33 protein-coding genes are annotated in these 26212 nt (G+C 59.0%); 20 read left to right on the top strand and 13 right to left on the bottom strand.

What is annotated here, in order from left to right; all coding sequences use genetic code 11:
* Positions 1–9: 9 nt before the first annotated feature.
* The 3 genes from CAF70_RS15270 to dusA all read right to left on the bottom strand — a co-directional run bounded on the left by CAF70_RS15270 (position 10) and on the right by dusA (position 4401).
* Positions 10–1860, bottom strand: a complete 1851-nt coding sequence (locus CAF70_RS15270; protein WP_085625534.1) for an alkaline phosphatase D family protein — start codon at positions 1858–1860, stop codon at positions 10–12.
* 207 nt (positions 1861–2067) lie between these two features.
* Positions 2068–2994: a transaldolase gene (gene tal, locus CAF70_RS15275; protein WP_085625535.1), complete on the bottom strand. Its 927-nt coding sequence runs from the start codon at positions 2992–2994 to the stop codon at positions 2068–2070.
* A gap of 396 nt (positions 2995–3390) precedes the next feature.
* Positions 3391–4401 carry a tRNA dihydrouridine(20/20a) synthase DusA gene (dusA, locus tag CAF70_RS15280; protein WP_085625536.1) on the bottom strand — a complete coding sequence of 337 codons (1011 nt, stop codon included), beginning with the start codon at positions 4399–4401 and terminating at the stop codon, positions 3391–3393.
* A gap of 104 nt (positions 4402–4505) precedes the next feature.
* On the opposite strand from dusA, the gene CAF70_RS15285 reads away from it, so the two are divergent.
* Positions 4506–5627 (top strand): site-specific integrase, encoded by a 1122-nt coding sequence (locus CAF70_RS15285; RefSeq protein WP_085625537.1) that lies wholly within the window; start codon positions 4506–4508, stop codon positions 5625–5627.
* A 126-nt stretch (positions 5628–5753) separates the two neighbouring features.
* On the opposite strand, the gene CAF70_RS15290 is transcribed toward CAF70_RS15285, so the two are convergent.
* From CAF70_RS15290 to CAF70_RS15300, 3 genes are read right to left on the bottom strand one after another with little or no spacing between them, the layout of a single operon-like run.
* Positions 5754–6017 carry a hypothetical protein gene (locus CAF70_RS15290; RefSeq protein WP_085625538.1) on the bottom strand — a complete coding sequence of 88 codons (264 nt, stop codon included), beginning with the start codon at positions 6015–6017 and terminating at the stop codon, positions 5754–5756.
* Positions 6018–6019: 2 nt separating this feature from the next.
* Entirely contained in the window at positions 6020–6277 is a 258-nt protein-coding gene (locus CAF70_RS15295; protein ID WP_085625539.1) for a hypothetical protein, read from the bottom strand.
* A gap of 2 nt (positions 6278–6279) precedes the next feature.
* Complete coding sequence (locus tag CAF70_RS15300; RefSeq protein WP_085625540.1) at positions 6280–6495, bottom strand: ribbon-helix-helix protein, CopG family; 216 nt, start codon at positions 6493–6495, stop codon at positions 6280–6282.
* A gap of 102 nt (positions 6496–6597) precedes the next feature.
* Between CAF70_RS15300 and CAF70_RS15305 the strand changes: the two genes are divergently transcribed.
* Positions 6598–7845, top strand: coding sequence for an ATP-dependent Clp protease proteolytic subunit (locus CAF70_RS15305; protein WP_143491610.1), 1248 nt, complete (start codon positions 6598–6600; stop codon positions 7843–7845).
* A 71-nt stretch (positions 7846–7916) separates the two neighbouring features.
* Here CAF70_RS15305 and CAF70_RS15310 read toward each other — a convergent pair whose 3' ends face one another.
* From CAF70_RS15310 to CAF70_RS15340, 7 genes are all read right to left on the bottom strand, one after another.
* On the bottom strand, positions 7917–8183 hold the full coding sequence (locus CAF70_RS15310; protein WP_085625542.1) for a pyocin activator PrtN family protein: 267 nt from the start codon (positions 8181–8183) through the stop codon (positions 7917–7919).
* A 51-nt stretch (positions 8184–8234) separates the two neighbouring features.
* Positions 8235–9047 (bottom strand): DNA cytosine methyltransferase, encoded by an 813-nt coding sequence (locus CAF70_RS15315; protein WP_085625543.1) that lies wholly within the window; start codon positions 9045–9047, stop codon positions 8235–8237.
* Positions 9040–9261: a hypothetical protein gene (locus tag CAF70_RS15320; protein ID WP_085625544.1), complete on the bottom strand. Its 222-nt coding sequence runs from the start codon at positions 9259–9261 to the stop codon at positions 9040–9042. The genes CAF70_RS15315 and CAF70_RS15320 overlap by 8 nt, the downstream gene beginning before the upstream one ends.
* A complete protein-coding gene (locus tag CAF70_RS15325) occupies positions 9258–9755 on the bottom strand; it encodes a hypothetical protein (protein WP_085625545.1) in 498 nt (165 codons plus the stop codon). The genes CAF70_RS15320 and CAF70_RS15325 overlap by 4 nt, the downstream gene beginning before the upstream one ends.
* A gap of 90 nt (positions 9756–9845) precedes the next feature.
* Complete coding sequence (locus CAF70_RS15330) at positions 9846–10085, bottom strand: pyocin activator PrtN family protein (protein ID WP_085625546.1); 240 nt, start codon at positions 10083–10085, stop codon at positions 9846–9848.
* A complete protein-coding gene (locus CAF70_RS15335; protein ID WP_085625547.1) occupies positions 10082–10591 on the bottom strand; it encodes a hypothetical protein in 510 nt (169 codons plus the stop codon). The genes CAF70_RS15330 and CAF70_RS15335 overlap by 4 nt, the downstream gene beginning before the upstream one ends.
* 255 nt (positions 10592–10846) lie before the next feature.
* Positions 10847–11506, bottom strand: a complete 660-nt coding sequence (locus CAF70_RS15340; protein WP_085625548.1) for a LexA family transcriptional regulator — start codon at positions 11504–11506, stop codon at positions 10847–10849.
* Positions 11507–11604: 98 nt separating this feature from the next.
* Here CAF70_RS15340 and CAF70_RS15345 point away from each other — a divergent pair, with 98 nt between their 5' ends.
* From CAF70_RS15345 to CAF70_RS15430, 18 genes are all read left to right on the top strand, one after another.
* Entirely contained in the window at positions 11605–11799 is a 195-nt protein-coding gene (locus CAF70_RS15345; protein ID WP_085625549.1) for a hypothetical protein, read from the top strand.
* Between the two features lie 227 nt (positions 11800–12026).
* Positions 12027–12515, top strand: coding sequence for a phage regulatory CII family protein (locus CAF70_RS15350; protein ID WP_085625550.1), 489 nt, complete (start codon positions 12027–12029; stop codon positions 12513–12515).
* Positions 12508–12711, top strand: coding sequence for a TraR/DksA C4-type zinc finger protein (locus CAF70_RS15355; RefSeq protein ID WP_085625551.1), 204 nt, complete (start codon positions 12508–12510; stop codon positions 12709–12711). Before CAF70_RS15350 ends, CAF70_RS15355 begins: the two co-directional genes overlap by 8 nt.
* Positions 12708–15470, top strand: coding sequence for a bifunctional DNA primase/polymerase (locus CAF70_RS15360; RefSeq protein ID WP_085625552.1), 2763 nt, complete (start codon positions 12708–12710; stop codon positions 15468–15470). The genes CAF70_RS15355 and CAF70_RS15360 overlap by 4 nt, the downstream gene beginning before the upstream one ends.
* 328 nt (positions 15471–15798) lie before the next feature.
* Complete coding sequence (locus CAF70_RS15365) at positions 15799–16278, top strand: hypothetical protein (RefSeq protein ID WP_256573294.1); 480 nt, start codon at positions 15799–15801, stop codon at positions 16276–16278.
* Positions 16279–16482: 204 nt separating this feature from the next.
* Positions 16483–16830: a phage holin family protein gene (locus tag CAF70_RS15370; RefSeq protein ID WP_085625553.1), complete on the top strand. Its 348-nt coding sequence runs from the start codon at positions 16483–16485 to the stop codon at positions 16828–16830.
* Positions 16831–16972: 142 nt separating this feature from the next.
* Positions 16973–17494: a terminase small subunit gene (locus CAF70_RS15375; RefSeq protein WP_085625554.1), complete on the top strand. Its 522-nt coding sequence runs from the start codon at positions 16973–16975 to the stop codon at positions 17492–17494.
* Between the two features lie 43 nt (positions 17495–17537).
* On the top strand, positions 17538–19424 hold the full coding sequence (locus tag CAF70_RS15380; RefSeq protein ID WP_178076391.1) for a phage terminase large subunit family protein: 1887 nt from the start codon (positions 17538–17540) through the stop codon (positions 19422–19424).
* A 12-nt stretch (positions 19425–19436) separates the two neighbouring features.
* Positions 19437–19652 carry a hypothetical protein gene (locus CAF70_RS15385; protein ID WP_085625556.1) on the top strand — a complete coding sequence of 72 codons (216 nt, stop codon included), beginning with the start codon at positions 19437–19439 and terminating at the stop codon, positions 19650–19652.
* Between the two features lie 2 nt (positions 19653–19654).
* Positions 19655–21262 (top strand): phage portal protein, encoded by a 1608-nt coding sequence (locus tag CAF70_RS15390; RefSeq protein WP_085625557.1) that lies wholly within the window; start codon positions 19655–19657, stop codon positions 21260–21262.
* Between the two features lie 2 nt (positions 21263–21264).
* A complete protein-coding gene (locus CAF70_RS15395; protein WP_085625558.1) occupies positions 21265–22485 on the top strand; it encodes a S49 family peptidase in 1221 nt (406 codons plus the stop codon).
* Positions 22486–22498: 13 nt separating this feature from the next.
* Positions 22499–22849, top strand: coding sequence for a head decoration protein (locus CAF70_RS15400; protein ID WP_085625559.1), 351 nt, complete (start codon positions 22499–22501; stop codon positions 22847–22849).
* A gap of 11 nt (positions 22850–22860) precedes the next feature.
* Positions 22861–23889 carry a major capsid protein gene (locus tag CAF70_RS15405; protein ID WP_070384268.1) on the top strand — a complete coding sequence of 343 codons (1029 nt, stop codon included), beginning with the start codon at positions 22861–22863 and terminating at the stop codon, positions 23887–23889.
* A 1-nt stretch (position 23890) separates the two neighbouring features.
* A complete protein-coding gene (locus tag CAF70_RS15410) occupies positions 23891–24073 on the top strand; it encodes a hypothetical protein (protein WP_085625560.1) in 183 nt (60 codons plus the stop codon).
* A gap of 2 nt (positions 24074–24075) precedes the next feature.
* The gene (locus CAF70_RS15415; RefSeq protein WP_085625561.1) at positions 24076–24396 is read left to right on the top strand and encodes a hypothetical protein; all 321 of its coding nucleotides are present in this window, start codon (positions 24076–24078) and stop codon (positions 24394–24396) included.
* Positions 24396–25058: a hypothetical protein gene (locus tag CAF70_RS15420; protein WP_085625562.1), complete on the top strand. Its 663-nt coding sequence runs from the start codon at positions 24396–24398 to the stop codon at positions 25056–25058. Before CAF70_RS15415 ends, CAF70_RS15420 begins: the two co-directional genes overlap by 1 nt.
* A complete protein-coding gene (locus CAF70_RS15425; protein WP_085625563.1) occupies positions 25051–25596 on the top strand; it encodes a hypothetical protein in 546 nt (181 codons plus the stop codon). The genes CAF70_RS15420 and CAF70_RS15425 overlap by 8 nt, the downstream gene beginning before the upstream one ends.
* Complete coding sequence (locus tag CAF70_RS15430; protein ID WP_085625564.1) at positions 25577–26143, top strand: phage baseplate assembly protein V; 567 nt, start codon at positions 25577–25579, stop codon at positions 26141–26143. Before CAF70_RS15425 ends, CAF70_RS15430 begins: the two co-directional genes overlap by 20 nt.
* Positions 26144–26212 lie beyond the last annotated feature (69 nt).

Genomic DNA, 26212 nt, shown 5'->3' on the forward strand with positions numbered 1-26212 from the left:
CCTGCCTGATCACTCCCGCCGCGTAAACTCGGTCGCCTCACCCCCGCCCGCATCCAGCTGATACACCCGCGCCGGCCGCCCGTGTTCATCGAAGAACACCTGCCCCAGCCCCGCCCCATTCCATAACCGTTCGCCAGCCTTGCTATGGCTGGGCGTACGTGGCACCACCTCCATTTCCCGCCGCTTGGTAAACCAGTTGAGCGGCGAGCGCGGTGCATACAGCCAGCGGTTGAGCCGGTCGAGCACATCCAGCAGGCGCCGCGGGAATTCGTTCTTGATCCCGCTGCTGGTCACCTGCCACAGGTGTGGGCTGCGCTGGCGGTGGCGGATCAGCACTTCATAGACGAACGAGTAATGCACATCGCCGGACAGCACCACGTAGTGCCCCGGCGTGCGCGAATGGCGGAAGATGTTGAGAATGACCTGCGCTGCACCGCGGTGGGCCATCCAGTTCTCGGCATCCACCAGCAGCGGGTAGCCCAGCCAGCTGAACAGCTTCTGCACGGTCTCGATCAGCTTCACGCCAAAAATCGGCGCAGGCGACACGATGATCGCCGACGGGTGGTCCAGCAGTGCATGCTGCAACTCGCTCAGCGCCTCCCAGTCGAGCAGGCCGGACGGCTTGGCCAGGCTGCTTTCGCTGCGCCAGCGGCGGGTGCGGGTGTCCAGCACCAGCAAGGGCGGGTTGGTGGGCAGGCTGAACTGCCAGCCCTGGAAGCGCAGCAGTGCGCCGATCAGCTCATCCTGGGTCTGGCTGTTCAACGCCTGGCATTGCCCGACCAAGGGCTTGCAGCCCTGCGGGTCGTTACCCCAGGCCTGGCACAGCAGGTAGCCGAGCAGTGCATTGCCGATGATCCGCCGAGAGAAGGGGTGGCCGTAGGCGGTTTCTTCCCACTGCGCCGAGAGGTTCCAGTCGTCGGTGATGTCGTGGTCGTCGAAAATCATCAGGCACGGCAGGTGGGCCATCACCCGCGCTACCTGGCCGAGGTCGCCGGCAAACGCCTGGATCAGCGGCAGCTCCTGCCGGTAACGGGCCTGACGCGGGGCGGTGAGCCCGTTGGGCATGTCCAGGTTTACCAGTTGCCAGGGCACCGGTGACCACACCAGCAGGTACATGGCCATGACTTCGGCGAAGGTTACCAGGTGGTTGTCGGCGTTGCTGGACGAGAAGATCGGCTTGCGCTTGCCGCCGAAAAAACGCTCGCGCAGGGTCTCGTTGCGTTCCTGTGCCGGCAGCAGGTCGGCGCGGTGGTAATAGCAGGCCGGGTGTTGGTACAGCGCCTGGCTGTCGGGCACCACCGCGCCCTCCAGTTGCTCGTCGAACAGGCCCAGGCGCGCAATCAGGCCGTGGATGGCGCGCAGCATCGGGCCGGCGACATCGTCGGCATAGACCTGGTCGCCGGTCATCAGCAGCACGGCGGGGCGCTCTGCGGGTTTTTCGCAGCCCTGCAGCAGGCGGTCGGCGCACAGCAGGCCGTCGGCGGCCGGGAAATGCGGCTTGCGACAGGAACCATGCAGCAGGTGGTCGAGCCGATCGCGCAGTACCAGGCTTGGACGCTGGGTGCCGGTGTAGAGCAAGTATGGCGCCCAGTCGGCGATGCCCTGGCCATTGATGAGCAGGTCATAGTCGAGCAGTTGGTTGCAGGGCAGTGGCTGGGCGAAGTGGATATCCAGCAGGTGGATGAAGGCGTGCTGGCCCACCGCGACCACCTGGCAATCGACCCGGGCCTCGCTTGCCGGAAAGATGAATTCGGGTTGCAGTGGTTGCGTGGCGACCAGCCAGATGGCCAGGCGCTGGGGTTCCAGGCGGCGGAGTACCGGGCCGGCGAGTACGAGGGGCAATGGGGTAGGGGAGGTCATCGACAGCTCGGGGGGCTATGCGGGCCCTTTCGCGGGCACGCCCGCTCCCACAGGTATGGCGGCGCTTTCAAGCACTGTGGAGGTTCCTGTGGGAGCGGGCGTGCCCGCGAAGAGGTCCGAGAAACAAATACACAACTATGACTCGGCAAAACAAAACGGGCGGAAAATGCTGAACACTTCCCGCCCGTCAGGCAAACCCGAAATGTATCAGGCCTTTTCAGCCATCAACTTCTCCAGCTTCTCCTGGTCCCGCGCGAACTGGCGAATACCCTCGGCCAGTTTCTCGGTACCCATTGCATCTTCGTTCATGGCCCAGCGGAACTGGCTTTCGTTCAGCTGCTGCTTGGGCTCGCCGGCATTGCCCGGCTTCAGCACCTGCGGCAGGTTACCTTGGTCGTCGCTGAGCTGCTGCAGCAGCTCTGGGCTTATGGTAAGGCGGTCGCAGCCGGCCAGCTGTTCGATCTGGCCGATATTGCGGAAGCTGGCGCCCATGACCACAGTGTTGTAGCCGTTGGCCTTGTAGTAGTTGTAGATGCGAGTGACCGACTGCACGCCCGGGTCTTCGGCGCCCACGTATTCCTTGCCGGTGCTCTTCTTGTACCAGTCGTAGATACGGCCCACGAACGGCGAGATCAGGAACACCCCGGCATCGGCGCAGGCTTGGGCCTGGGCGAAGGAGAACAGTAGGGTGAGGTTGGTCTGGATGCCTTCCTTCTCCAGCTTTTCCGCGGCGCGGATGCCTTCCCAGGTGGAGGCCAGCTTGATCAGCACGCGGTCGCGGCCAACGCCAGCGGCTTCGTACAACTCGATCAGCTTGCGCGCCTTGGCCAGCAGGGCGGGTTCATCGAACGACAGGCGGGCATCCACCTCGGTGGAGATACGCCCCGGGATGACCTTGAGAATGCCCGAGCCCACCGCCACTGCGAACTTGTCGCAAGCCAGGTCGACATTACCCTTGGCATCGGCCTTGACCTGCTTGAGCAGCTCGGCGTAACCCGGGATGGCCGCAGCCTTGAGCAGCAGCGACGGGTTGGTGGTGGCATCGACCGGTTTCAGGCGGGTGATGGCGTCCAGGTCACCGGTGTCGGCGACCACGGTGGTGAACTGCTTGAGTTGTTCCAGCTTGGAGGTCATGGGCGTGCTCTGTCCTGTGCAATGACTCGACATTACCCGAGCCCCGACGGCCACTCAAGGGCCCGCGAAGCGCGGTGCGAAAGGTGAAGATTCGAGTCGCAAGCGGCCCCGAGGTTCCGCATGCACAAAAACGGCGTGCGGTGTCATGACGACCACTCGGCTTTTGTGGGAGCGGGCGTGCCCGCGAAGAATTCAACGCGGAGGCTGGCACCGGCTGCGCCGGTGTTCGCGGGCTCGCCCGCTCCCACAGGTACCGCGAAATCTTGAGGGTCTGCGCCGTACCTGTGGGAGCCCGGCTTGCCGGCGATGGGCCGCAAAGCGGCCCCAAATCGCTTGACTGACTGGTATCAGTGCACGCTCGCTCCCACAGATAATGCGGCGCTTGTCAGGGCCGGGTTACCGCCCCTGCAACAGCTCCACCGCCTGGTCGAACACCGCCAACGGCTCCGCCGCCTTGTGAATATCTGCCGACAGTAGCTGGCGGAAGCGACGCGCCCCCTTGAACCCTTGGGCCAGCCCCAGAATATGCCGGGTAACGTGGTGCATCGCGCCGCCACTTTCCATATGCGCGACAATATAAGGCCGCAACTGCGCCAGCGCCTCGCTGCGGCTGACCACCGCCGCCTCGCTGCCGAACAGCTGCTGGTCCACCTCCGCCAGCAGGTAAGGGTTGTGGTACGCCTCACGCCCCAGCATCACCCCATCGAAGGTTTCAAGGTGTGCCTGGCATTCGGCCAGGGTCTTGATCCCGCCGTTGAGCACGATCTCCAGGTCCGGGAAGTCCGCCTTCAACTGCGCTGCCACGTCATAGCGCAGCGGCGGGATCTCACGGTTCTCCTTCGGCGACAGCCCTTCCAGGATCGCGATGCGCGCATGCACGGTAAAACTCCGGCAACCTGCCTCGCGCACCTGGCCGACGAAGTCGCACAGCTCGGCGTAGCTGTCGCGGCCGTTGATACCAATGCGGTGCTTCACCGTTACCGGGGTCGATACCGCGTCACGCATGGCTTTCACGCAATCGGCCACCAGCGCCGGGTGGGCCATCAGGCAAGCACCGATCATGTTGTTCTGCACCCGGTCACTCGGGCAGCCGACGTTGAGGTTGACCTCGTCGTAGCCAGCCTCCTCGGCCAGGCGGGCACAGGCGGCCAGGTCGGCCGGCACGCTGCCGCCCAGTTGCAGCGCCAGCGGGTGCTCGGAGACGTCGTGGCGCAGGAAACGATGGGCGTCGTTGTGCAGCAGGGCACCGGTGGTGACCATTTCGGTGTAGAGCAGGGTGTTTTTGGAAAGCAGGCGCAGGAAAAACCGGCAGTGGCGGTCTGTCCAGTCCATCATGGGCGCAACGCTGAAGCGGCGTGACGGCTCAGGGCGCGTGGTTTGTGGCTTTGAGGCTGATTCTAGGGGCATTCTGGTCTACGCATTTTGGTGCCGTTTTTGGGGGTTTTGGGGCGTTTTTGGTGTGACAGTGGTACGATGTACCACCGCCAACCATGCTTGTACCACCGAAAATCATGGCAACGATCAGAGCAAGGAAAAAGGCCGATGGGACGGTTAGCTACACCGTCCAGATCCGCCTCAAGAAAAAGGGTGTCATAGTTTACCAAGAAGCTCAGACATTCGCCCGCAAGCAGGCCGCTCAAGCCTGGGCGAAGCGACGAGAGACCGAATTGGCGGTACCTGGTGCTATCGAGCGGGCCAGCCGCAAGGGGCACACGGTCAAGGAGATGATCGAGCGCTACCTGATCGAGGCGGAGAAAGCCCGGCCTCTCGGTGAAACCAAGCGGCTAACTCTCAATGCAATCAAGAAAAGTTACTTGGGGGAGAAGATCGACTCGGACATCAGCCAGCAGCTCCTGGTGGATTATGCGCTTTGGCGTATGGGGTCCGAGGGGGGAGCGGTAAAACCTCAGACTGCGGGCAATGATCTGGCTCACTTGGGTTCGGTTCTGTCCTTGGCCAGGGCGGCTTGGGGGTATGAGATCAATCCGCTGGCAATGCCCGACGCTCGGCTCGTTCTGAAGAAGTTTGGTTACAACATGAGGAGTCGCGAGCGAGACCGCAGGCCTACATTGGATGAGCTTGATAAGGTGATGGAGCACTTCTTCGAGATGCTACAGCGCAGGCCGTCAGTCATCCATATGCCCAAGGTGGTGGCGTTCGCGATCTTTTCGACGAGACGAATGGACGAGATTACGCGAATATTGTGGGATGACCTAGATGAGCACCGCCGGGCGGTAAAAGTTAGGGATATGAAAAACCCTGGTCAGAAGCTTGGTAACGATGTCTGGTGTCATTTGCCAGATGAAGCATGGCAGATCGTACAGAGCATGCCGCGTGAATGTCCTGAAATCTTCCCTTACAACACTGACTCTGTCGGTACTGCTTGGGCCAAAGCGTGCAAGATGAAAGGTATCGACGATTTACACTTTCACGACCTGCGTCACGAAGGGATTAGCCGACTGTTTGAAATGGATTGGGATATACCTAGAGTTTCAAGTGTGTCCGGCCATCGTGATTGGAATTCGCTACGGCGTTATACGCATTTGCGTGGACGAGATGATCGGTATCAGTGTTGGAGATGGTTCGATAAGATCGTTTGTTCAAAAGTGGTGTTAGGTGCTCGGGCATGCTGATTGGATGGGGGTAGCTGCCATATGTCGCGATGAAGTTATGTATTATAACTTCACGTAGCTGATCGTAATGAAATTGGATGGCTTAGAACCCATGCCGACCAAGTCGGCATGGGCTCTGTCAGTGCATTAGAAATTGTCCACAATCCAATTGTTGGGGCACAAAGAGTTATACCATGCGGCTTCTCTGCCTGACTTGACGACCATTAATCTGTCTTTGTTTGATAATTGATCACGCAAGCTGTTTCTGAGTTCCTTGGCGGGGATCTCGGTTTTGAGCGCCCAAAGATTACTCGTAATCTGCATCGATTCGCCGAGGTTTTTAATTAGGCCATCTAGAATTTTTTGCGTAATTTCAGATTGGGTTTCGTAAATTATGAGATAGGTAGCCATGGCTAATCCTTTGCAAAGTAATAACCAATTACCATCGAGGCCATTGGTACAATACTTTGGAAAATGCTTTCTACGAATTTTCCACTGCGAGCGTTGATGGCGGTATCAGGCAGCAGGGTAGTTGCGAAAGCTAGAAGGATCAAAACGAAAAATGAAGCCAAAATCCACCTGGCAAGGTTTATTTTGGCTTCAGGCATGTTGAACTCGGACACGCCAACATCTTGGTCGTCGAGTGAAAACTTTTCTTTGTCCGGCTTCATTGTCAAAGACCTAGAATCCTTCCTAGTATTTCTGGTTCGTTATCATCGTTCTCGCGAACCACTGCTAGAAATCTTCCTTTAGTCTTCTCCGTTTCTGCGACTTTAAAAAGCGCAAAAGCCCGGCGGATGACCTCTCCTTTAGAAATTCCCTCTCGTTTGGCCGTCTCTTCAACCAACAACTCCATTTCTGGTGAAAGATTCACGCTCATGCGGGACATTGAATTTCTCCTCTAAGGGCGGCACAATGATGGCCATATGCATGCACACCATGATGGTGCAAAATTGATGCGTTGGCAATTTTTTTCGTTGAGGGCCGACGGGTGACCATAGACACACCTAGTGAAGATTTAGAGAACCTGCCTGAAAAGCCTGCCCGTGAACGGTCCGGCTCAGCGGGAGAGGGTGAAGCCCCCCTGTCTGAGGGCATCCCAACCCAGGGTTCGCAATCAGAGGTTGGCGGTGAGGCGTCGCATGGCGAAGGAGAATCCCTCAACGTCGGGCCGATGCCTCTAAATGACTTCATCAAAGAATTCGTACAATCGGTTCATAGCAAGCTACGTGAGAGTAGTGACCCGCAGAATGCCGATGATGCTGCTGCTAGCGCCGCTGCCGAGGGGCTTGATGGGGTTGTAGAAATCTCCGAGTTTCGACCCAAGGCGAAAGCTAGCCAAGCGCGCAAGGCCTGGAAAAGTCCTTCCGTCACCGCCTTGGTTAAGAAGGGATTGGAAGGCGAGAATCTGATAGAATTGATCGAACAAGAAGTGTTTGCGATCATCGACTCTCATGCTGTCCTTGATGATTATGAGGTTGTTTTCTTATATGATCATACCCTCATTAATAGAACTCACGCTAGTGCGGTTTATCAAAGGTTGCTCGACTGCGATTCAAAAAAAAATGTTTTGCTCGTATTGAAAAGTCCGGGCGGCCAGGTGGAGCCTGCTTATCTGATCAGTAAGCTTTGTAGGCGCAAGTCGACCTCAAAATTTTTGGTGTGTGTTCCAGGTGAGGCGAAATCAGCGGCTACATTGCTCTCATTAGGAGCAGATGAAATCCACATGGGCGCAATGAGTGAGCTTGGCCCTATAGACCCGCAGATTAACGAGTATCCCGCTCTCGCGTTTTCTAGTGCCTTAGACAAAATCGCACAGTTAGCGGAGAAGTATCCTGGTGCTTCGGATATGCTCGCCAAATACTTAATTGGTAGTGGCATGGATGTCCAAGCGCTGGGTCATTACGACCGTATTGCAGAATCATACAGTCAATACGCCATTAGTTTGCTCGACTCTAAAAAAACGGATATGCCTGCTACTCCTGTGATTGGGCGGAAGTCGTCGCAAGAACTTGCGAACTATTTTACTAACCATTATAAGGATCATAATTTCGTAATTGATGTTGATGAGGCAAGAAAGCAACTCGGGAGTGAGGTTGTTGTGCTTGAAAGTAATATTTATCAGGCGTGCCATGAGATACATAAGTTTCTTGAGTCGTGCGAAATTGCATTGACGCTCCAGAAGCATGCTCGTCGGATTTCTGTGCTGGGTAATAAGTTTATCCTTCGGCGGCCCTGATCCGTTTTTGGCTGCGTGTTTTTTGTGTTTGATTTGTCTTATTACCCGGCAGATTTAAAGCTGGGTCATTTTTAAAAGGATTTGTTTAGCTGTGCGCATTCTTTGCGCGCAGCGTCTCGTTGTAGGTCTAGGTATAAAGCCAAGTCAGCGAGGTGGATTCCCTTAGCGCTTTTCTGGCTTGCCTCAAGTCTGGTGATAGGTATTTGAATCTGGCCGGTCAGCACCTTGCGTTGAAACATTTCAGGCGTTAGATGTGTGAAGTAGTCAGTGCACACCTGATCAATTGGGATGATCGCGAGTCCGTTGTACTGCGCCATCAACATAAATGCCGTATTCATTTGCTTCTCCCTAATGAAGCGCTATCAGCATGGCCTGGTTGATTTGGGCTGTCAGTGTCTGTGCCCACGGGACTCATGGTCGCTACCAAAGCGGTGCGACCAATCCCCTGAACGTAGGCCGCGGTATGCTGTTGCTGCCACTCGTGGAACTTGACCATTTCCAAGGGCTTTAAGGCGGTCCACCCTGAAGGCCACCCCATCAGCCACTCGACCCAGTCCGGGTTCAGTTGGCCACCGTGAAGGGCCATTACCGTATGGTCCAAGCGATCTTTTGAGCGGTTGGCGCCCGATCTGCGTTGAAGTGCATTGGGTGACGAGCCTTTGGACATGCTCGCGACAGGAGTTGGCCAGTGTTGGAGGGGGCGCGTCGTTTCTCCTTCCAAGGAGCCAGATGCGCTCACGTCTATGGGGCGCTCCGAGATCCGCCGCTGATACAAGACACCATTCCGAGTCGTACCCCATCTGGGTAAGGTCACCAACGACCATGGCAAGTCCTCGTCCCACAAGCATTGGTGAGTTCTCCAGGAAGACCTCTTCGGGCAATATTTCGCTGATGATTCGAGCCATGTCCTTCCAAAGTCCAGAGCGAGAGCCTTCGATTCCAGTGCCGGGACCTGCACTAGATATGTCTTGGCACGGGAAGCCGCCAGAAATGACATCAACAAGGCCTCGCCAGCGTTGACCGTCAAAACTGCGCACGTCAGACCAAATTGGGAAAGGCGGCAGAACTCCATCGTTCTGTCGTTGCGCCAGAATTTGTGCGGCGTAGGCATCACGTTCAACTGCGCAGATCGTGCGCCATCCCAAAATGTGGCCGGCAAGAACCCCTCCACCAGCACCTGCGAAAAGAGCCAGCTCATTCATGCTGTCCCCGCAGGTTGGGTAGTTTGGAGCGGTCAATGAGCTGGCTAACTACCTGTTTACTGGCAAGCTCGAATAGCTCGTCGACGGAAACTGCCGTGACGGACTGCTCGAAGTTGCACACGGCGTCAAACCGAGTGCGGTACAGCCCGGCCTGGCCGAGCCACGCGGCTTCGTTGGGTTTCGCGGCCGGTACGGGATCGTCGTGCTGGCTCATGCTGCCTCCTCCGCGTTTGCGTCACTGGTTGGGGCTTCACGCAGTTGGGTGTGAATCCGTTTAGCCAGACCTCCCAATCGGGTAGCTTGCAAGCCGGCGAGTGATGCCTGTTGGGTTGCCTTCATTGCATTCAGGGTCCGCTCAGTCAGATTCAGTGTTTCGATAGCGCTGATGAGCAGCTCGTAATCTGCCCTGGTCACTGCCAACCCGGTGTAGGACATGATCCGGGCTTCCAGCTCGCGGATGCTGCCTTTGAGGTGTGCGACAGCAAGGTGATGCTTGCGCTGGTCCGCCTCGGTCTGGATCCGGGCTTCGTCCAAGTCGTCTTGAAGGCCTTTGATCTGCAATTTCAGATCGGCTTTCAGGCGCTGTTTGCCGGTGTGCAGGCCTCGGTTGAAGGCGCGATGGCGAGCTTTCGCAAACAGGAAGGGCAGAACAGTCAGGGTGGCCAACCACAGGATGCCCAGGGCGAGTACTTGTTGATGAGGTTGCATGTGCTGTGCTCCGAAGTGTCCAGCACCGGCCTGAAGTGTGGTGGTGGCCTGGTGCTGATACGTTGCCCCTGATGGCCGGGGCCGCCTCTGTTACGCCGTCTTCTTCGCTTGGGTGTCGAGGTAGTCGGCGAGTTCGTGCAGGTAGATCACGTACTGCGCTCGGGCTGAGTGATGCAGCTTTGTGGGCTTCAGCCCAATCTTTCCGGCGTTGATCAACTCCTTGAACCGGCGATCTGTCTTTATGTGCGGGAAGTAGCGCTCCCGCACGGCAGTCAATGTCGGGCAGGGCGTTGTCCACTCATTGCGCAACTGGCGAAGCGTGTCGGTCATGGGTGCTCCCCGTGCCCCACTGGGAGTCGGCCGAGCTTGGCGCGCACCGCTTCGGCAAGCGTGTACTTACAGCTGCCGTACGCCGTCGCGCGGATCTCGCCCTGGTCGTTGGTGACAACGGTCCCAAACGGTTGCTTTTGGTCGGTGGTGGGGGTGATGAAGGCGCGTAGGCCTTCCGGGAGAACATCGCTCACGCAATCCAGCGCTTCCATCAAGGCGATAGCGCGTTGGGTCTGTAAGCCCGACTCTGTTCGGCCATTGGCTACGTCCTGCAGGAAATCGCGCAGGGACATGTACTTAGTGGGGTCACCACGGCGCAGGGTTATTGAGCCCGTATAGGGGCCGAACCGCACTTGCAGGTGGTGATCGCGGCAGTCGTTTTCCACCTGAATGTGAGCGTCGACAGTTGTTTCGGGACGCCGCAGCGGGCAGGTGGTGTTCCCGCCATTCTCCAGCGTGCGCTCCAGCAGCATCACGCGGCGTAGATTGATGGTGAATTCGCTCATGCCGCACTCCCGTCAGGGACAGCGCGGACGTTGCCCCCAGGGGAGACGATCACTTTCAGACCGGTCGAGCGTTGAAACGCTTCCACGATGGCGGGGTGGGTGCAGGAGGTGGGGTGCAAGTAGATCTTGCACCCGTTCCTGTGCTGTGCAGTTGGCATATCTGGACCTCGGTGGTGAGAGGGTAGCGGTCCAGACAATACTCAAACGAATTTATACGGTCAATACCAATTCGTATTGATCGTATGGGCGGTGTGGTTAGAAGATTTCCAGCTTGGAAACCACTACACCACAGATCGAAGCGTCTTCGGGCAGCTCAATAATTGGGTCAGGCCAAGATGGGTTCAGTGGCTTGAGAAATCTGCGCTGCCCCTCCAGCACCAACTGCTTAAACGTGGCTTCCTTGCTGTCTGCGAGCTTGGCGATTACCAGGGAGCCGTTCTCATAATCCTTGTTCGGGTCGACAAAGATGATGTCGCCGTCCATGAACGAGCGCCGCTCATGTGGGTTGAACATTGATAGGCCTCGGACTCTCAGGGCGAATGTCGCGTTGCTATGAGATACAGCGCAAGGCAACCAATTTTCTACATCCTGCAGTTCGAGAACATCCTGCATTTCACACCACGTTCCCGCCTGTACCCATGAGATCAGCGGTACAAATCCGCGAATACGTGGTCCTGGTTCGATGTTGGAGTTGGGGCCGATAACGAGTTCAGGCGCTTCCCCGCCTTTCCAAAGCCACTCGCTGGTGACGCCCAAGGCTTTCGCCAGCTTTTCGACGTTCGCCTGGCGTGGGCTTGCAGAGGTGCCGGTGAGGATTCGGTGGATGGTCGGCTGCGGTACCCCTGACCGTCTTCCCAATTCCCCTTCAGACCACTGCAGTTCATGCATTCGCTGTGCTACGCGCTTTCCTATCACGGCCTATGCTCTGATTCGTTTGCGTATCGGAATTGTATTGCTCGCATCAATTCGCTTGGGTATTATCATTCCAATTCGATAACGCATCGGTGGGTGCAATGACCATTCAAGAGATGCTTCAAAAACTGACTGATCTGGGGTTTTCGCAGCGTGCGATCGGAGATCGAGTCGGTGTCACACAGCCAACGATCTACCGAGCAACCAAAGGCGCGGCCGTCCGCTATGAGATCGGCAAGGCTATTGAGCAGTTTTATGAAGAGCAAAAAAAGGTCGCTGAAAAGCAGCCTAAGTAAGGACTGCTGAGCTAGGGCCTCTCACCACAAGAATTCCTAGCTCAGCAAGCACGGCGCAGAGCGCCGTTTTACCCGCCATCCGGTTGCCTCTCACCACAAGATTCGCCGGATGACTAGAACCGCGTGAAATGCCCGCACAGCACGCAAAGCACAGCACTTCGGTCGTATTCACAGGATAGGGCGTACTTACCTCTGTGACTACACCGTTAATCGAGGTTTAACGGTTTATGAGTCGTATCGACACTCTGCCGGGAGTAGGGCCGGCACTATCCCTCAAGCAGGCGCTCTACCGCGCCGGTCGCGATTATAAGGGTGGGATCACCCGCTTGGCGTTTGAGATGGGTATGGATCTCGACGCTCTCCAGAAAAAGCTGAAGCACGACGAAGAACGCCGCTGGCTCACCCCAGACGAGCTGGAAGAGGTGCTGCAGTGGACCGCAGACCGACGTGTCCTCGACGCTTTGGGGCGTGCGGCCGGCGTAGTTTGGTACCGACCGTGCCCGATCCCTGCAACCAACGAGCAGTTGAAAGCGGTTGGCCTTTTGCTGAAGGAAGCTGCTGAGTTCGTGAGCAGCATGCACGAAGGTGCTGCTGACAACGTGTGGGAGCTGCACGAAGTGCAGAAGCTTGAGGCGTGTGGCCTGGATGTTATCCGCCAGGTGCTGGCGATTACGTCAGGTGCGCGTCAGGCTATGGAGGACCAGGTCAATGGCTGATGCAGTCGATTTCGCGAATGATCAGGTCGAGTACTTTCTCCAGCTGTCGTTGCAGCGCCTTGCGCGTCTGCCTGGCAAGCCGAGCGCACAGTTTTGCGACGACTGCGGCGAGCCGATTCCGTTGGCTCGACAGCAGACCGTCGAGGGCTGCGATTCCTGCGTCGACTGCCAGGAGCTGCGGGAGCGCCGTCGATGAGTGAGCGCCCAGTCGCAACTACGGCCGGATGGGCGCGCCGTTACATCGAAACCTTTGGCCTCGCCCTGGTGCCCATTGAGCCGGGCGAAAAAGGACCAAAAGGTAAGGCTTGGAATACCCCTGACGGCTATATTACCGATGCAGACGCTGCAGAGGCGTTCTGGTTGGAGCATCCCGATCACAACCTTGGTGTTGTACTCGGCCCCAGTCGTGTTTGTTCGCTTGATGTGGATGATGTCGCGCTGTCCCGTATTGCTTTGCGCGAGGCCTTTGGGCTGGATCTGGAGGCGCTCGCAGCTGCATACCCAACCGCCGTAGGTAACCCTGCGCGTTTCCGTGTGATGTTTCGGGTGCCGGATGGGGTTGAGCTGAGCCGGCGCTCTTTGGCGTGGCCAAACCAGGCCGACCCGGATGGTTCGATCTTGAAAGCGCTCACTGTTCAAATGGTGGCGGCGAAGGATGCTGGTGACGCGACACGCGAGGCGGCTCTTAAGATGGCGACTGAGCCTTTTAAGAAAATCACCGTTTTCGAGCTACGTGGTGGCGCTGTGCAAGACGTTCTGCCGCCGTCCATTCACCCAGGCACCGGTCAGCCGTACACGTGGCGCATACCGCCATCTGCCGCCGGCCTTCCTGATCTGCCCGCCGAGCTGTTGAACATCTGGCTAAATTGGGACCAGCTCAAGCCCCAGGCGCTCGCGGTTTGCCCGTGGGCTATTAAGTCGGCTCCGGCGGACTCCCAACCGTCCCCGCACCCTCGTCCAGCCACTGCGCCGTCAGGTAGTTCATTGCCTGAAGTCATTCCTGAGTTCAACCGAACCTACGATATCGCTACTTTGATTGAGGGGCACGGCTACAAGCGCATTGGTAGCAAGTGGCTCTGCCCTCACAGCAGCAGTGGTGACCCTGGTGTGACGATCTCGGAGGGCAAGCTTTATTCGCACCACAGCTCAGATCCGCTGGCTAACGGTCACAAGAATGATGCCTTCGATGTGTACTGCATCCTTGTGCACGACGGCAACCAACGAGAGGCCACCAAAGCGGCGGCGCGAATGTTAGGGCTGGATGCGAAGTCTAGACCGCCGGCCCCTCCGCCCATTGGAGAGCTAACCCAAGCCCCATCGGCTAATGAGCCTGTTGGCCACCTTGAAGATGGACTGACAAGCGAAGAGGTGCACCGCCACGCGACGCCCGCGACAAGCGAGCCCGGCGCGGCCGCCTCCTCGGTCAACGGGGGGGAGGGGGGAAGTACCATGGACATTGCCACCGCAATGCGCCGCTTCGCCCTAGTCGAGGGGACCACAAACGTCTGGGACATGGACAAGGCGAAGCCAATGAAGCGTGGCGGCTTCGAAGCTCTTATAGGCAAGCCGCTTGCGAAGGAGTGGATGGAGCGTACCGACAAGAAGTTGATCGCGCCCGAGCAAGCCCAGGAGCTTGATCAGGTTCGTCGTCTCTCAGCCAAGAAAGGCGGTGCACTGAAGCTCGACCCAATCGAGCGATACGTGTACATCGATGGTACCAAGGACGTTTGGGACAGAGAGAAGAAACGCCGTATCGCCGAAGGCGCCGTGAAAATGGCGATGGGGGAAGATTACAAGTGGTGGCTCAACAGCCAGGATCGCCGCGTGGTGGACGTCGACCATATCGTGTTCGATCCTACCATGACCAAGGATCCCAACATCTACATCAACACCTTCGAAGGGTTGCCTCTGGAGCCGGTGCGTGATGATGCAGCCTGCGAGAATCTGCGCTGGTTGATCTCGTTCCTCTGCAACCATGATGAGGAAGCGCTGGGCTGGCTGACGAATTGGTTGGCGTATCCGCTCCAGAATATGGGGGCCAAGATGGATACAGCAGTGCTAATGCACTCCATCATGGAGGGATCGGGCAAGAGCCTGCTGTTTGCGGATGTTTTCGGCCAGTTGTACGGCCAGTACTCTGCGACTGTTGGGCAGACGCAGTTGGAAGGTAGCTTCAACGCCTGGCAGAGCCGCAAACTGTGGGCTGTATTCGAGGAGGTCGTCAGCCGCGACCAGCGATACAACCAAGTGGGTAAGATCAAGCACATGATCACTGGCAAGACCGTGCGCATGGAGTCTAAGTTCATCAATGGATGGGAAGAAGCCAACCACATGAATGCGGTCTTCCTGAGCAACGAGATCATGCCTTGGCCTATCAGTGATGATGATCGTCGTATGCTGGTGATGTGGCCGTTGCAGACGCTGCCGGTAGAGCGCCAAAAGGCCATAGGCCGGGAGTTGGCCAACGGTGGTGTAGCGGCGCTTTACGGCTGGCTGCTCGCGCTCGACCTCGGCGATTTCAATCAGCGTACTCGCCCTCCGAAGACGGAGGCGAGACAACGTCTGGTCGCGCTAAGCCGAACAGCATGGCAAACTTTCCTGAATCTCTGGCAAACTGGAGAGCTTGGACGAGGTCTTTGGGGTTGCTGCCTCGCTACAGATTTGTACGCGTTGTTCATTGAATGGTGTTCGCGTAACAAAGAGCACTCAATGAGTCAGACGAAGTTCTCACTGATGCTCAGCGCAACGGTGGAGAAGACGCGTTCGATTCCGTGGACGGACGGAAACAACCGTCGATTTGCGGCGTTCTTCTTCCCCTCTGATCCCGATGCTTCCCTCCCCCCATCGTTCAATGCGGCCGAGCTGGGGCAAGCCGTTATCACCTGGCGCAGCAAGGCGAAACTTGCAGGGTGGAACGTAGATGCTTGGGAGCACGTGAAGGGGGTGGCTGCATGAAGCCAAAAGCCCCTGTGTTGGGTGTGTTGGGTTTGTGTTGGGTAGGTTTGTGTAACCCAACACAGGTTGAACCCCCGAATTTCAAGGCTTCCCGTACCTCTGTGTTGGGTGTGTTGGGTTTGCGCACGCGCACGCGTGCGCGTGAAATATTTCTCTCGGCACAACGGCTCTATAAAAAAACCTATGCGAGGACTAAAAAACCCAACAAACCCAACACACTCAACACGCCTATTGATAAGGCACTGAATTTATTGAGTTTTAACTGTGTTGGGTTTGTGTTGGGTTGCGGTTTTTTGTGTTGGGTTGGGGATCTTGGGAGAGCAGACTCATGAATGACGAAGCCGAGCGCCTACAAATGGTTGAGGGACTGATGCAGCACTGGGGGGAACAGCGGGCACTCCTCGGGCATCAGGCCGGATTGGGTAGTCAGATGGGCAGCATCATGGAGTGGAAGGGCGCAGCTCCTCGTGGCGGAGTTGCCGGGGCGAGGGTACTTATTGGTGGAGCGGGTTTGGATCATTCAGCAGCGGAGATTGATGCAGCAGTTGCGGAGTTAGACCGCCGTGACGAGCGCGGGGCAACCCTGGCGAAACTGGCCACTTTCAGGTATCTGCATGGGGCAACCATCCGTGAGCAAATGCGCGAGGTCGGGCTGGCGGAGAGTGCCGACCGGACTTACCGGAACTGGATCAAGTCACTGCACCTACAGGTGCTGGCCATTCTGATGGCTCGATCTGGGCCAAACAGACGACATACCGTTCGTCGGTTCACAATGCGCCGAGTGTGCGCCGAGGATGCGTCGAAGTAGCGTCAAGACGGAGTACCGAAAATGACCTCTTTTCGGTTTTTCCGATGGCATGTAAAAAGACGCCACGATATGAAAAGTGCGCTTAGGCGCTTCCCCCACAAGCACTGTGCTGTGCGACCCGCTCCGATATGTCGGCGCATTGAGAACCCTGCCAACTGGTGGGGTTTTCTTTTTCCGGCGCCGTGCTTTGCCAATGAGGCTTACATGAACAGCGAGCAACAAACGTTAGCCGAACTGCCGATCTGGATGGTGATCGTGCTGTCCCTGGTCGGCGGTGTTTCGGGAGAGATGTGGCGGGCGGATATGGCGGGCGCTCGCGGTTGGGGGCTGATTCGCCGGTTGGCGTTGCGCTCTGGTGCCTGCGTTACCTGCGGTCTTTCGACCAACATGCTGCTGTACGCCCTCGGCGTTTCGGTATGGGCGGCAGCAGCGGTTGGTTGCTTGGCTGCGATGGCCGGTGCCGATGTCGCTATCAACCTCTACATGCGCTGGGCCGCCAAGCGGCTGGGACTGGGGCAGGTGCCGCCGGCCGGCGGCGAGGCGGGGCAGTGATCCCCACCGGGGACTGGGGCGTGCGGCGCCCTTCGATTTTTGGGTCCTCCCCCGGGGCCGCCCCCTACACGGGTGCGCAGACTCGCGGTTTTCCTGCAGCTGAAATTCCTGCAGGGATGTCCGTCTTTTCAAGGACTTAGTGATGGGCAAGACAGTCAGCAAGATTGAGCTGGGCGAGATCATCGGTCGCGATGAGCGGACCCTGAGCCGCTGGCAGAAGGACGGCATGCCAGTAATCGAGTTCGGCGTGGGCCGTGGCAACGAAAACCAGTACGACACCCAGGTGGTGATTGAGTGGCTGATGCGCCAGGCCGCCTTGAACGGCAAGAAGGAATCGACACGTGACCGCCTCGACCGCCTGCGTGGTGACCGCGAAGAAATCGCATTGGCCCGAGAGCTGGGTGAGGTCGTGATCGAGGCCGAAATGGTTGAGCGCTTCGAAGCGGTGATCACCGCCGCGAAGATCGAGCTGCTCAATACCTTCCCTGATGAGCTGGCGGCGACCTTGTCGGCCAAGTACGGCGTGCAGGTCGATGACCAGCTGATCCGCGAGCCCATCGAATCAATACTGAGGAGGTTGTCCGAGTATGACGAGGACGACGATCTCGCTGGGGATTCTGACGAGTCGGACGACGAGGAGGGCTCTGAAGAAGACGGCGAGTAAAGCCATGGGCCGCGTCTGCCGCAAGTGGGCGCCCCCGCCGAGAATGACCATTGCCGAGTGGGCAGACCGATTTCGGTGGCTCGCTCCCGAGGAGTCGGCTGCACCAGGTAAGTATCGCTTCGACATGACCCCGCACCTGATCTGGCCAGGTGGGCCGCTTGAGGCGCTTGACGATCCGAACGTGTTCGAGATCGTGGGGCGCAAGTCGGCCCAGGTAGCTTGGACTTCGGGGGTGCTGGGTAATGCCATCGGCAAGTGGATCGATCTCGACCCGACGCCGATTCTGATCCTGTTCCCCAAGGCAGAAGCGGCCAAACAGTACGTTGCGGAAAAGCTGGAGCCGATGATTGAGGCGACCAAGCGGCTGCGGAAGAAGGTCGACCTGCGTAGTCGCAAGCTGCAACAGCGCCAGGACTTCAAGCGGTTCCCCGGCGGCTTCCTGAAAATGGTGGGCTCCAACAGCCCGGCCAGCGTGAAGTCCACGCCAGTGCCACGGGTCGCCATCGAAGAGCCTGATGACTGCAACCTGAACCTGCGGGGGCAGGGGGACAGCATCAAGTTGGCAAAAGAGCGTCTCAAGACGTTCCGGCGGTCGAAAATCATCATCGGGGGCACTCCTACCATCAAGGGCCTGTCGGCCATCGACGCAGAGCTTGAGCTTTCCGACAAGCGCGTGGGTCTGGTCCCGTGTCACGGTTGCGGTCAGTCGCACGCGCTGAGCTTCGACCATTTGCACTGTGACGAGGACGAGCACTACTTCCACGAGGTGTACGGTAAGCGTCGCCCGGAAACGGCTTATTACGCGTGCCCGCACTGCGGCGAGATATGGGACGACCATCAGAAGAACGCCAACCTGGTGCATGGGCGCTGGGAGGCTACGGCAGAGTTTCGCGGTATCGCTGGATACATCCTCAACGAGCTTTATGCCAAGTTCCACGGTTCTCGATTTGAGGTGCTTATGGAGAAGAAGCTGCAGGCGGAATACGCCACGCGGCTGGGCAACATCGGTCCGATGATTGCCTTCACCAACAGCTCAATGGGTGAGAGCTACGAGTACAAGAGCGACGCGCCCAAGACGGACGAGCTGGAGAAGCGCGCCGAGCCCTATGCCGAGTTGACGGCCCCGAAGGGCACGCTGCTGGTCACGGTCGGCGTCGACGTTCAGGGTGATCGTCTCGCCCTGGTCATGGTTGGTTGGGGGAGGGGCGAGGAGTCCTGGCGATTGTACTGGGGCGAGCTACCAGGCAACCCCATCGATCCGCACGACCCGGTGTGGACTGAGCTGGACAAGGTCATCGCGACACCCATACCCACCGAAAGCGGTGCGCAGCTTGCCGTATCAGCAGTCAGCATCGACAGCTCTGACGGTAACACCAGCGATGCGGTGTACACCTACGTTCGAGATCGCCAGCGCTTCAACATCATGGCGATCAAGGGCGCGTCCATCGACAGCCGGGACCGGGAAATCTTTACTAAGCCAGCCCAGTCTGCAGACACCAGCCAGGACAACACCAAGGCCTCGAAGTACGGCCTGCGCGTTTTCATCGTGGGTACCCACAAGGCCAAGACGCTTATCGATGGCCGGATGAAGCTCAAGGGGGCAGGGCCGGGCCGGATGCACTGGTACAGCGAGATCCGCTCGGACTACTACGAGCAGGTGACCAACGAGGTGCTGGCGCCGCACCCGCGTAACCCCAGCAAGATGGTCTGGCAGAAAAAAGCAGGCCGGCGCAACGAAGCGCTGGACTGCGAGGTGTACGCCTTGCATGCGGCTCGCAGCCTGAAGACGCACCTGCTGCGTGATCACGAATGGGACCAGCTGGAGCAGCAACTGCTTCAGCCCACCCTCTTCACAACTGAGCAGGCGGTGGCGCCGGTTCCCCGCCGTGCGGTAGCGCGTGGCAGAGGCACTCGGAGCCGCGTCAGCTAACCGAGGTTCACCATGACAGATGCACAACAACGTCTCGACGAGGTCCGGGCGGCGATCTCGAATGTCCTGAAAAACGGGCAACGCTTGCGTCGACAGGATCGAGAGGTCCAGTTGGCTGAGCTGAACAGCTTGCGCTTGCTGGAGAAACAGTATGCAACCGAGGTTGCCGCAGAGACGGCGGCCCGGCAGGGCCGTGGCCGTAACCGCGTTTCCTACGTGGGGATCTGACCATGTGGCCGTTCCGAAAACGGGATTCGGCTGCCGAGCAGTTGATGACCGAAGCTATTCGTGTGGCCAGAGCTTCAGTCGAGGGGCAGCAGATCGTCGCCCAGGGCGGTGGCGGTGGCGTCGAAACCCGCTGGCGTGGCGCCTCCCGGGTACTGCGCAGCGTTGCCAGCTGGATTCCTGGCCTAGGTAGCCCTCGGCGTGACTTTAACCATAGCGAGCGCCGCATGTTGGTGGCCCGCTCCCGCGATGCGATGCGCAATCACTTGATCGCCCGCGCGGCGATTACCCGATTGCGCACCAACGTCGTGGGTACCGGGCTCGTCTGCCGTGCCCAGGTCGACCATGAAGCGTTGGGCTTGACTGAAGAAGAGGCAGAGCAGCTCAACGGCCAACTGGACCGTCTGTGGTCGCTGTACGCCGATGACCCACGTGAGTGCGATGCCGAAGCATCGCTCAACCACTACCAACTACAGGCTCTGGTGCTTGTCTCGTCGATGGTTGCAGGTGACGTATTTGTTGCCAGCCCCGATCAGGAGCGGCCTGGTTGCATCTTCAGCACGCGGTTGCAGTTGATCGAGTCGGACCGCGTAGGCAACCCGAACGGCGGAATGGACCGGGCGGACCTAGTAGAGGGCGTCGAGTTCGACGGACTGGGGGCGCCAGTGGCTTACCACGTATGCACCGGCTACCCGGGCGAGCATGTGCTGGGCAAGTCGCTGCAATGGGAGCGGCTGACGGTGTTCGGTGCTGAAACCGGGCGTCGTCGGGTGCTACATGTCATGGCTGACAAAGAGCGGCCTGGGCAGAAGCGCGGCGCCCCCTACCTGTCACCGGTTCTTGAGCCACTGCAGAAGCTGGAGCGTTACAGCAGCGCCGAGCTGATGGCGGCGGTGATATCGGCAATGTTCACCGTGTTCATCAAGAAGGGCGACAACTTCAACAATAACAACCTGCCCATGTCCGCATTGACAGAAGAGCAACCAGGCGGTGATGACACCTCCGACGGTGCAATTGCGCTGGGCGAGGGGGCCATCGTTGACCTGGGCGTGGGTGAGGAACCGATGATCGCCAACCCCAGCAGGCCCAACGCGCAGTTCGATCCGTTTTTCACCGCAGTCGTGAAGGAAATCGGCGCGGCGCTGGAGCTGCCGCTGGAGGAACTGTTGTTGCATTACAGCAGCAGCTACAGCGCAGCCCGGGCAGCCATGTTGCAGGCTTGGCGCTTCTATAGCTTGCGCCGCTGGTGGCTGGCCTGTGACTTCTGCCAGCCAAGCCGCGAGCTGGTGATCGACGAGGCTGTGGCCAGAGGCCTGGTGGATCTGCCCGGTTACAACGACTCGGCCAAGCGCAAGGCCTATTGCCAGGCAATCTGGATTGGTCCGGCCCGTGGCGCGATTGACGAGCTCAAGGAAGCCAATGCAGCGGGCAAACGCATCGAGATCGGCGTGAGCAACGAGACGCTGGAAACGGCGGCCATGACCGGAGAGCCCTGGCAGCAAGTGATCCGTCAGCGTACCCGAGAGGTTGCCTACCGGCGCGAGCACAACATACAGGCTCTGCCAAAAGGTGGGCTTGAGTCCCCACCTGACCCTAAACCCCAAGAGGAATAAGCATGCCTCGAGCACTTGAGCTGGCTGCATCGCAGCCCTGGCTGATGATGCCCGACGCCTTGGACAACCTGCTGACCATCTCCGACCGCATGGGCGATCCGGTGGCGCTGGCAACCAAGCGCGGCGAGCGGCTGGATGAAACCCGGCGAGTCACCATGCGCGGCAATGTTGCGGTGGTTCCAATCACCGGCCCGATTTTCCGGTACGCCAACCTGTTTACCGAGATCAGCGGCGCCACCAGCACCCAAATCCTTGCGACCGACATTCAGCGTGCGCTGGATGACCCCAAGGTCAAGTCGATAGTGCTCAACATCGACAGTCCTGGTGGCGTCGCGTCGGGCATCAACGAACTGGCCGAGATGATCTTCGCAGCCCGGGATCGCAAGCGGATCGTTGCCTACATCGGTGGCATCGGAGCCAGCGCGGCCTACTGGATCGCCTCGGCGGCAGGCGAGATCGTCATTGATGAGGCCAGCCTGGCAGGCAGCATCGGCGTCGTTGTCGAGGCTGTGATCGAAGACGAGAAGAAGACCGGTCGCACTCGCTACCAGATCGTCAGTCGCAACGCGCCAAACAAGCGGCCTGACCTCGGCACCGAGGAAGGCCGCGCCAAGATGGGCGAGACCATCGACGCGATGGCCGACGTTTTCGTGGGCAAGGTTGCCCGCAACCTCGGCGTAGCGGCCGAGAAGGTGCCCGAGATGGGCGACCACGGCGGCATCCGCGTCGGTGCCGACGCCGTCAAGCACGGCCTGGCTCACCGGGTGGGCTCGCTGGAATCCCTGATCACTGAACTGGCCAAGCCGGCCACTACTTTCCCAAGGACAAACACCATGACCACCGTCAAAACCACGGCCGAACTGCGCACCGCCCTTGCAGCTGGCACCGACCCCAACACCATCGAGATCGTCCAAGCCGATCAGCCTGACATCGCAGCGATTCGAGCCGAGGCCGCCACCGCCGAGCGTGAGCGTATCAAGGGCATTAATGCTCTGGCCGTCAAAGGCTTTGAAAAGGAAATCGGCGCTGCGATCGATGATGGCAGCTCGGTTGAGGCCACGGCTCTGGTGCTGTTCAAGGCCTCGCAAGATCGCGGTATTTCTCTCGCAGGCATCAAGGGTGATGCACAAGGCGTGATCGGTACCACTCCGCTGGAAGGCGGCAAGGCTGGTGAGCGTAAGGCCGCCGTTAGCGCAATCGTCTCTGGCGCCTCGCGCCGTTAACCAGGAGCTCCTCATGCCAAACCCTGTAACCCATACCTTTACGCCTTCCCAGCTCGAGGCGGGGGACTTCCCCGTTGTGATGGAGTCCGGCGTCATCGCCGCTGGCCAGCAGCTGCCGCGCGGTGCAGTGCTAGGCCAAGTCACCGCTTCTGGTGAGTACCTGCTGTGCAAAACCGCTGCCGAGGACGGATCGCAGGCCCCCAAGGCGATCCTCGACCGCGCTGTGGACACCACCGATGGCGCTCACAGCGCGCCTATTCGCCTGACCGGCCAGGTGCTGGGCAACCAGCTCACCCTCGGTGAGGGCCTTACTCTGGCGGCTGCGAAAGCCGCTCTGCGTCCTCTCTGCCTCTTCGTTCGATAATTGGAGCCTCTATGGATATCTTCGACACCCTGACCATGCTGGAAGCTGTCGAGCAGCTGGCGACGCCGCGACGCTTCCTCATGAACACCTTCTTTAATGCCGGCGCCCCTGAAACCTTCCCCACCGAGACGGTGACCATCGACATCGTGAAAGGGCAGCGCAAAATGGCGCCGTTCGTTCACCCGACCCTGCCTGGCAGCGTGTCGCAGCGTACCGGCTTCGCCTCGTCGACCTACCAGCCGCCATACATTCAGCCCAAGCGTGTCACCCGGGCAGAGCAGATCCTGAAACGCGGCGCAGGTGAAACCCCGTTCTCGACGCGCACCGCACTTGAGCGAGCGGGCGAGCGGCTCGGCCGTGACCTGGTTGAGCTTGAGGGCGAGATCATTCGTCGTGAGGAATGGATGTGTTCTCAAGCGCTGACTACTGGTCGGATCCGGGTTGTCGGCGATGGGGTTGATGACACCATCGACTTCTTGATGGAAGACACCCACAAGGTCTCCTTGGCCACTGGCCGTTGGAACACCGCCGGATCCGATCCCATCGGTAACTTGCGTCAGTGGCGGCGCCTGATCGCCAAGGACTCGGGGCGTTCGGCCAACGTCGCGGTGTTGAGCGCGGAGGCACAGGATGCTTTCCAGAGCAACGATGCGGTACTCAAGCAGTTGAACACCCGCCGTGTTGACCTGGGCTTGATCAAGCCGGAAGAGCTCCCTGACGGCGTAACTTACCTCGGCTACCTCAATGACCCGGGTGTGGACCTTTACGCGTACGACGAGTGGTACCTGGACGATGAGGCTGGTGAAAAGCCAATGATTCCTGCCGGGGGCCTGATCCTAGGTTCTACCGCCACTCGTAACGCCATGCTGTACGCGGCGATTCAGGATCTTGAAGCCATCGAAAGCGGCCTGGTTGAAGCCGCGCGCTTCCCCAAGAGCTGGGTCACTCAGGAGCCAAGCCAACGCTGGCTGAAGGTTCAGGCGGCGCCGTTGCCTGGCCTGCTGGAACCGAACGCCTTCCTCTTCGCCAAGGTGGTGTGACATGGCTGCCAAGGTCGAATACGTGGTGGTGGACGGCTGCATCCAGGAGGGGGCCAAGGTCTTCAAAAAGGGTGAGGTCTTCATGTCGTCCGACAAGGAAGTGCTGGAGCTGCTTATCGAAGAGGGAAAGATTGCTCCTCGCGGCAAGCTGCCAGGTAAGGACGAACCCGACGACGGTGACTGATCATGGGCTTCCGTGAACAGGTGGCGTTCATGGACCGTGCGCTACTGGATGTCCTGGGAGACGAGGCTGAGATCGAAGGTATGGCTGAGCCGGTACCGGGGTTCTTTTCGGCGCCGTGGCTCCAGCCCAAGCTTGGCCAGATCAACACCGGGGTGCGCGAACCTGTTTTTGCCGTTCGTATCGTCCACGCGAATGGCATCAAGGAGGGGATGCACTTGGTGGTCAGGCTTGCACCTGAGGATGGTGGTGGCCGTTACGTCATCGCGGGCAGGAAGCCTGACGGGACCGGTTGGATCAACCTGACTCTGCGTGAGGTGCGTTGATGAGCGTAGGCAGTTACCAGAAACAGTCGTCTAGTTCAGGTCTCATTACACTCCAGGCGAATGCGCAGCAGGCTTCAAACTTCGCTAAGTTCGCCGCTTTGATGCCGAAAGCCATCAAGGCGGCAGAACGACGGGCAATCAATAAGACGCTTCGTTGGTTGCGCACGCACATTGCCAGATCTGTGAGCCAACAAGAGCGAATCGCGGTTACGGCTGTTCGTCAGCGCCTGAGAGCTTTCCCAGTGGCCAGCAATGGCCAAGGCAAGCTGTGGTTCGGTTTGAATCCCATCGAAGCCAGTCGAGCAGGCCGCCCTCGACAATCCCGCTCAGGTGTATCCGTAGCCGGACGTTCGTACCAGGGTGCTTTTTTCCGGACTGTGTATGGCAGTAAGCCGGATATCTGGATCCGCACTGCCAGTAAGCACTTCAACGCTGATGATTATCCTACCAGCCAAGTCTCTGCCAGAGGCGGTGCGAGTTCAGGATGGGTCGGTGAGAACGGCAGCCGTTTTCCATTAGCTAAGGCAAAGATCTCGCTGGAAGAGGTGCGGCCGCATTTTGAGTCATGGACGAGAAAGGCGCATCAGCGGTTGCTTGTGGTGATGGAGCAGGAGCTGAACTTCGAGCTGTTGAAGTATCTACGGAGATTAGGCAATGGATGATGATCCAATACCTCTTGAGCAGTTATATGCCGCTATCGAGCAACATATCAAAGACGCCATTCCAGGGCTGGCCTACGTCGGCACCATGCCTGACGGGATTGAGGTCGTTCCACCTCCAGCCGTTGTACTCGAACTGGCCGGATTCGACCATGTGGATATGGATCCGGGGACTGGCGAGACCGCCGTGGAGGCGCGTTTTGAGGCCCGTGCAATTGTTCCGGTAGAGGAGAAAAACTGCCTCCACGTTGCTGCCTTCGTTGCCGCGCAGCTTGCGGTTCTACTTCGTGGGCAATCGTGGGGGCTCCCTATCGGCTTTGCTGACTTTGTCCGTGCAGAGCGTGACTGGAGCCGTCCTGAGCTGGATACCTTCGCGGTCTGGGTCGTCGAGTGGACTCAGGTCATCTATCTCGGGGAAGAGGAGTGGCCGTGGCCCACTGAGCTCGGCCCGGCCGCTGCAGGCACTACTGCAGATGTGGGACCGCTTTCCCAAGGTTATGTCGAGATTGGGAGGATTACGGATGAGCTACCCGCTGGCTGAGCATGACCGAATGATCGCCGGCATGATTCGCAAATGCCGGGTCGTCGCGCTTGACCTCGCCGCCGATCCGCCGGTGTGCCGGGTTTCGGATGGCGAATGGACCAGCGCCTGGGTGCGCTGGCATAGCCTGGGTGCCGCCCCTGGTGCGCGGCACTGGCTTGCCCCTGGCTTGCATGAGCAGGGGGTGTTGATCAGTACCAGCGGTGATGTAAGCCAGGGCACATTCCTGCCGGGGCTGTACAGCGGCCCTGCGCCGGCGCCAGATGACCGCGACCATGTCCAGCGCTGGCTGTTCGAGGACGGCGGTTCACTGACCTATGACTGGCAGGCCAAGCGCTACAGCATCGAGCTGCCGGCCGGCAAGGTAGATATCAAGGTGGGCGGCTCGGTCGTTACCGTAACGGAATCGGCCATTGAAGCGATGGCGCCCATGCTGCGTTTCACTGGGCCGATGTTGATTCAAGGCGCGTTACGCGTAACGGGCGATATCTACGGTGACGCCCGAATCATCGACACGGCCGGCAACACCGCCAACCACATGCACTGATTTACAGCAGGCGGGCGCTCATGCGCCGTAGCCCTGATAACTACCAGCCCGCCGCGCGCGGGCTTTTTC

The organism is Pseudomonas sp. B19(2017), assembly GCF_002113165.1.
In the GTDB taxonomy this organism is placed as follows: domain Bacteria; phylum Pseudomonadota; class Gammaproteobacteria; order Pseudomonadales; family Pseudomonadaceae; genus Aquipseudomonas.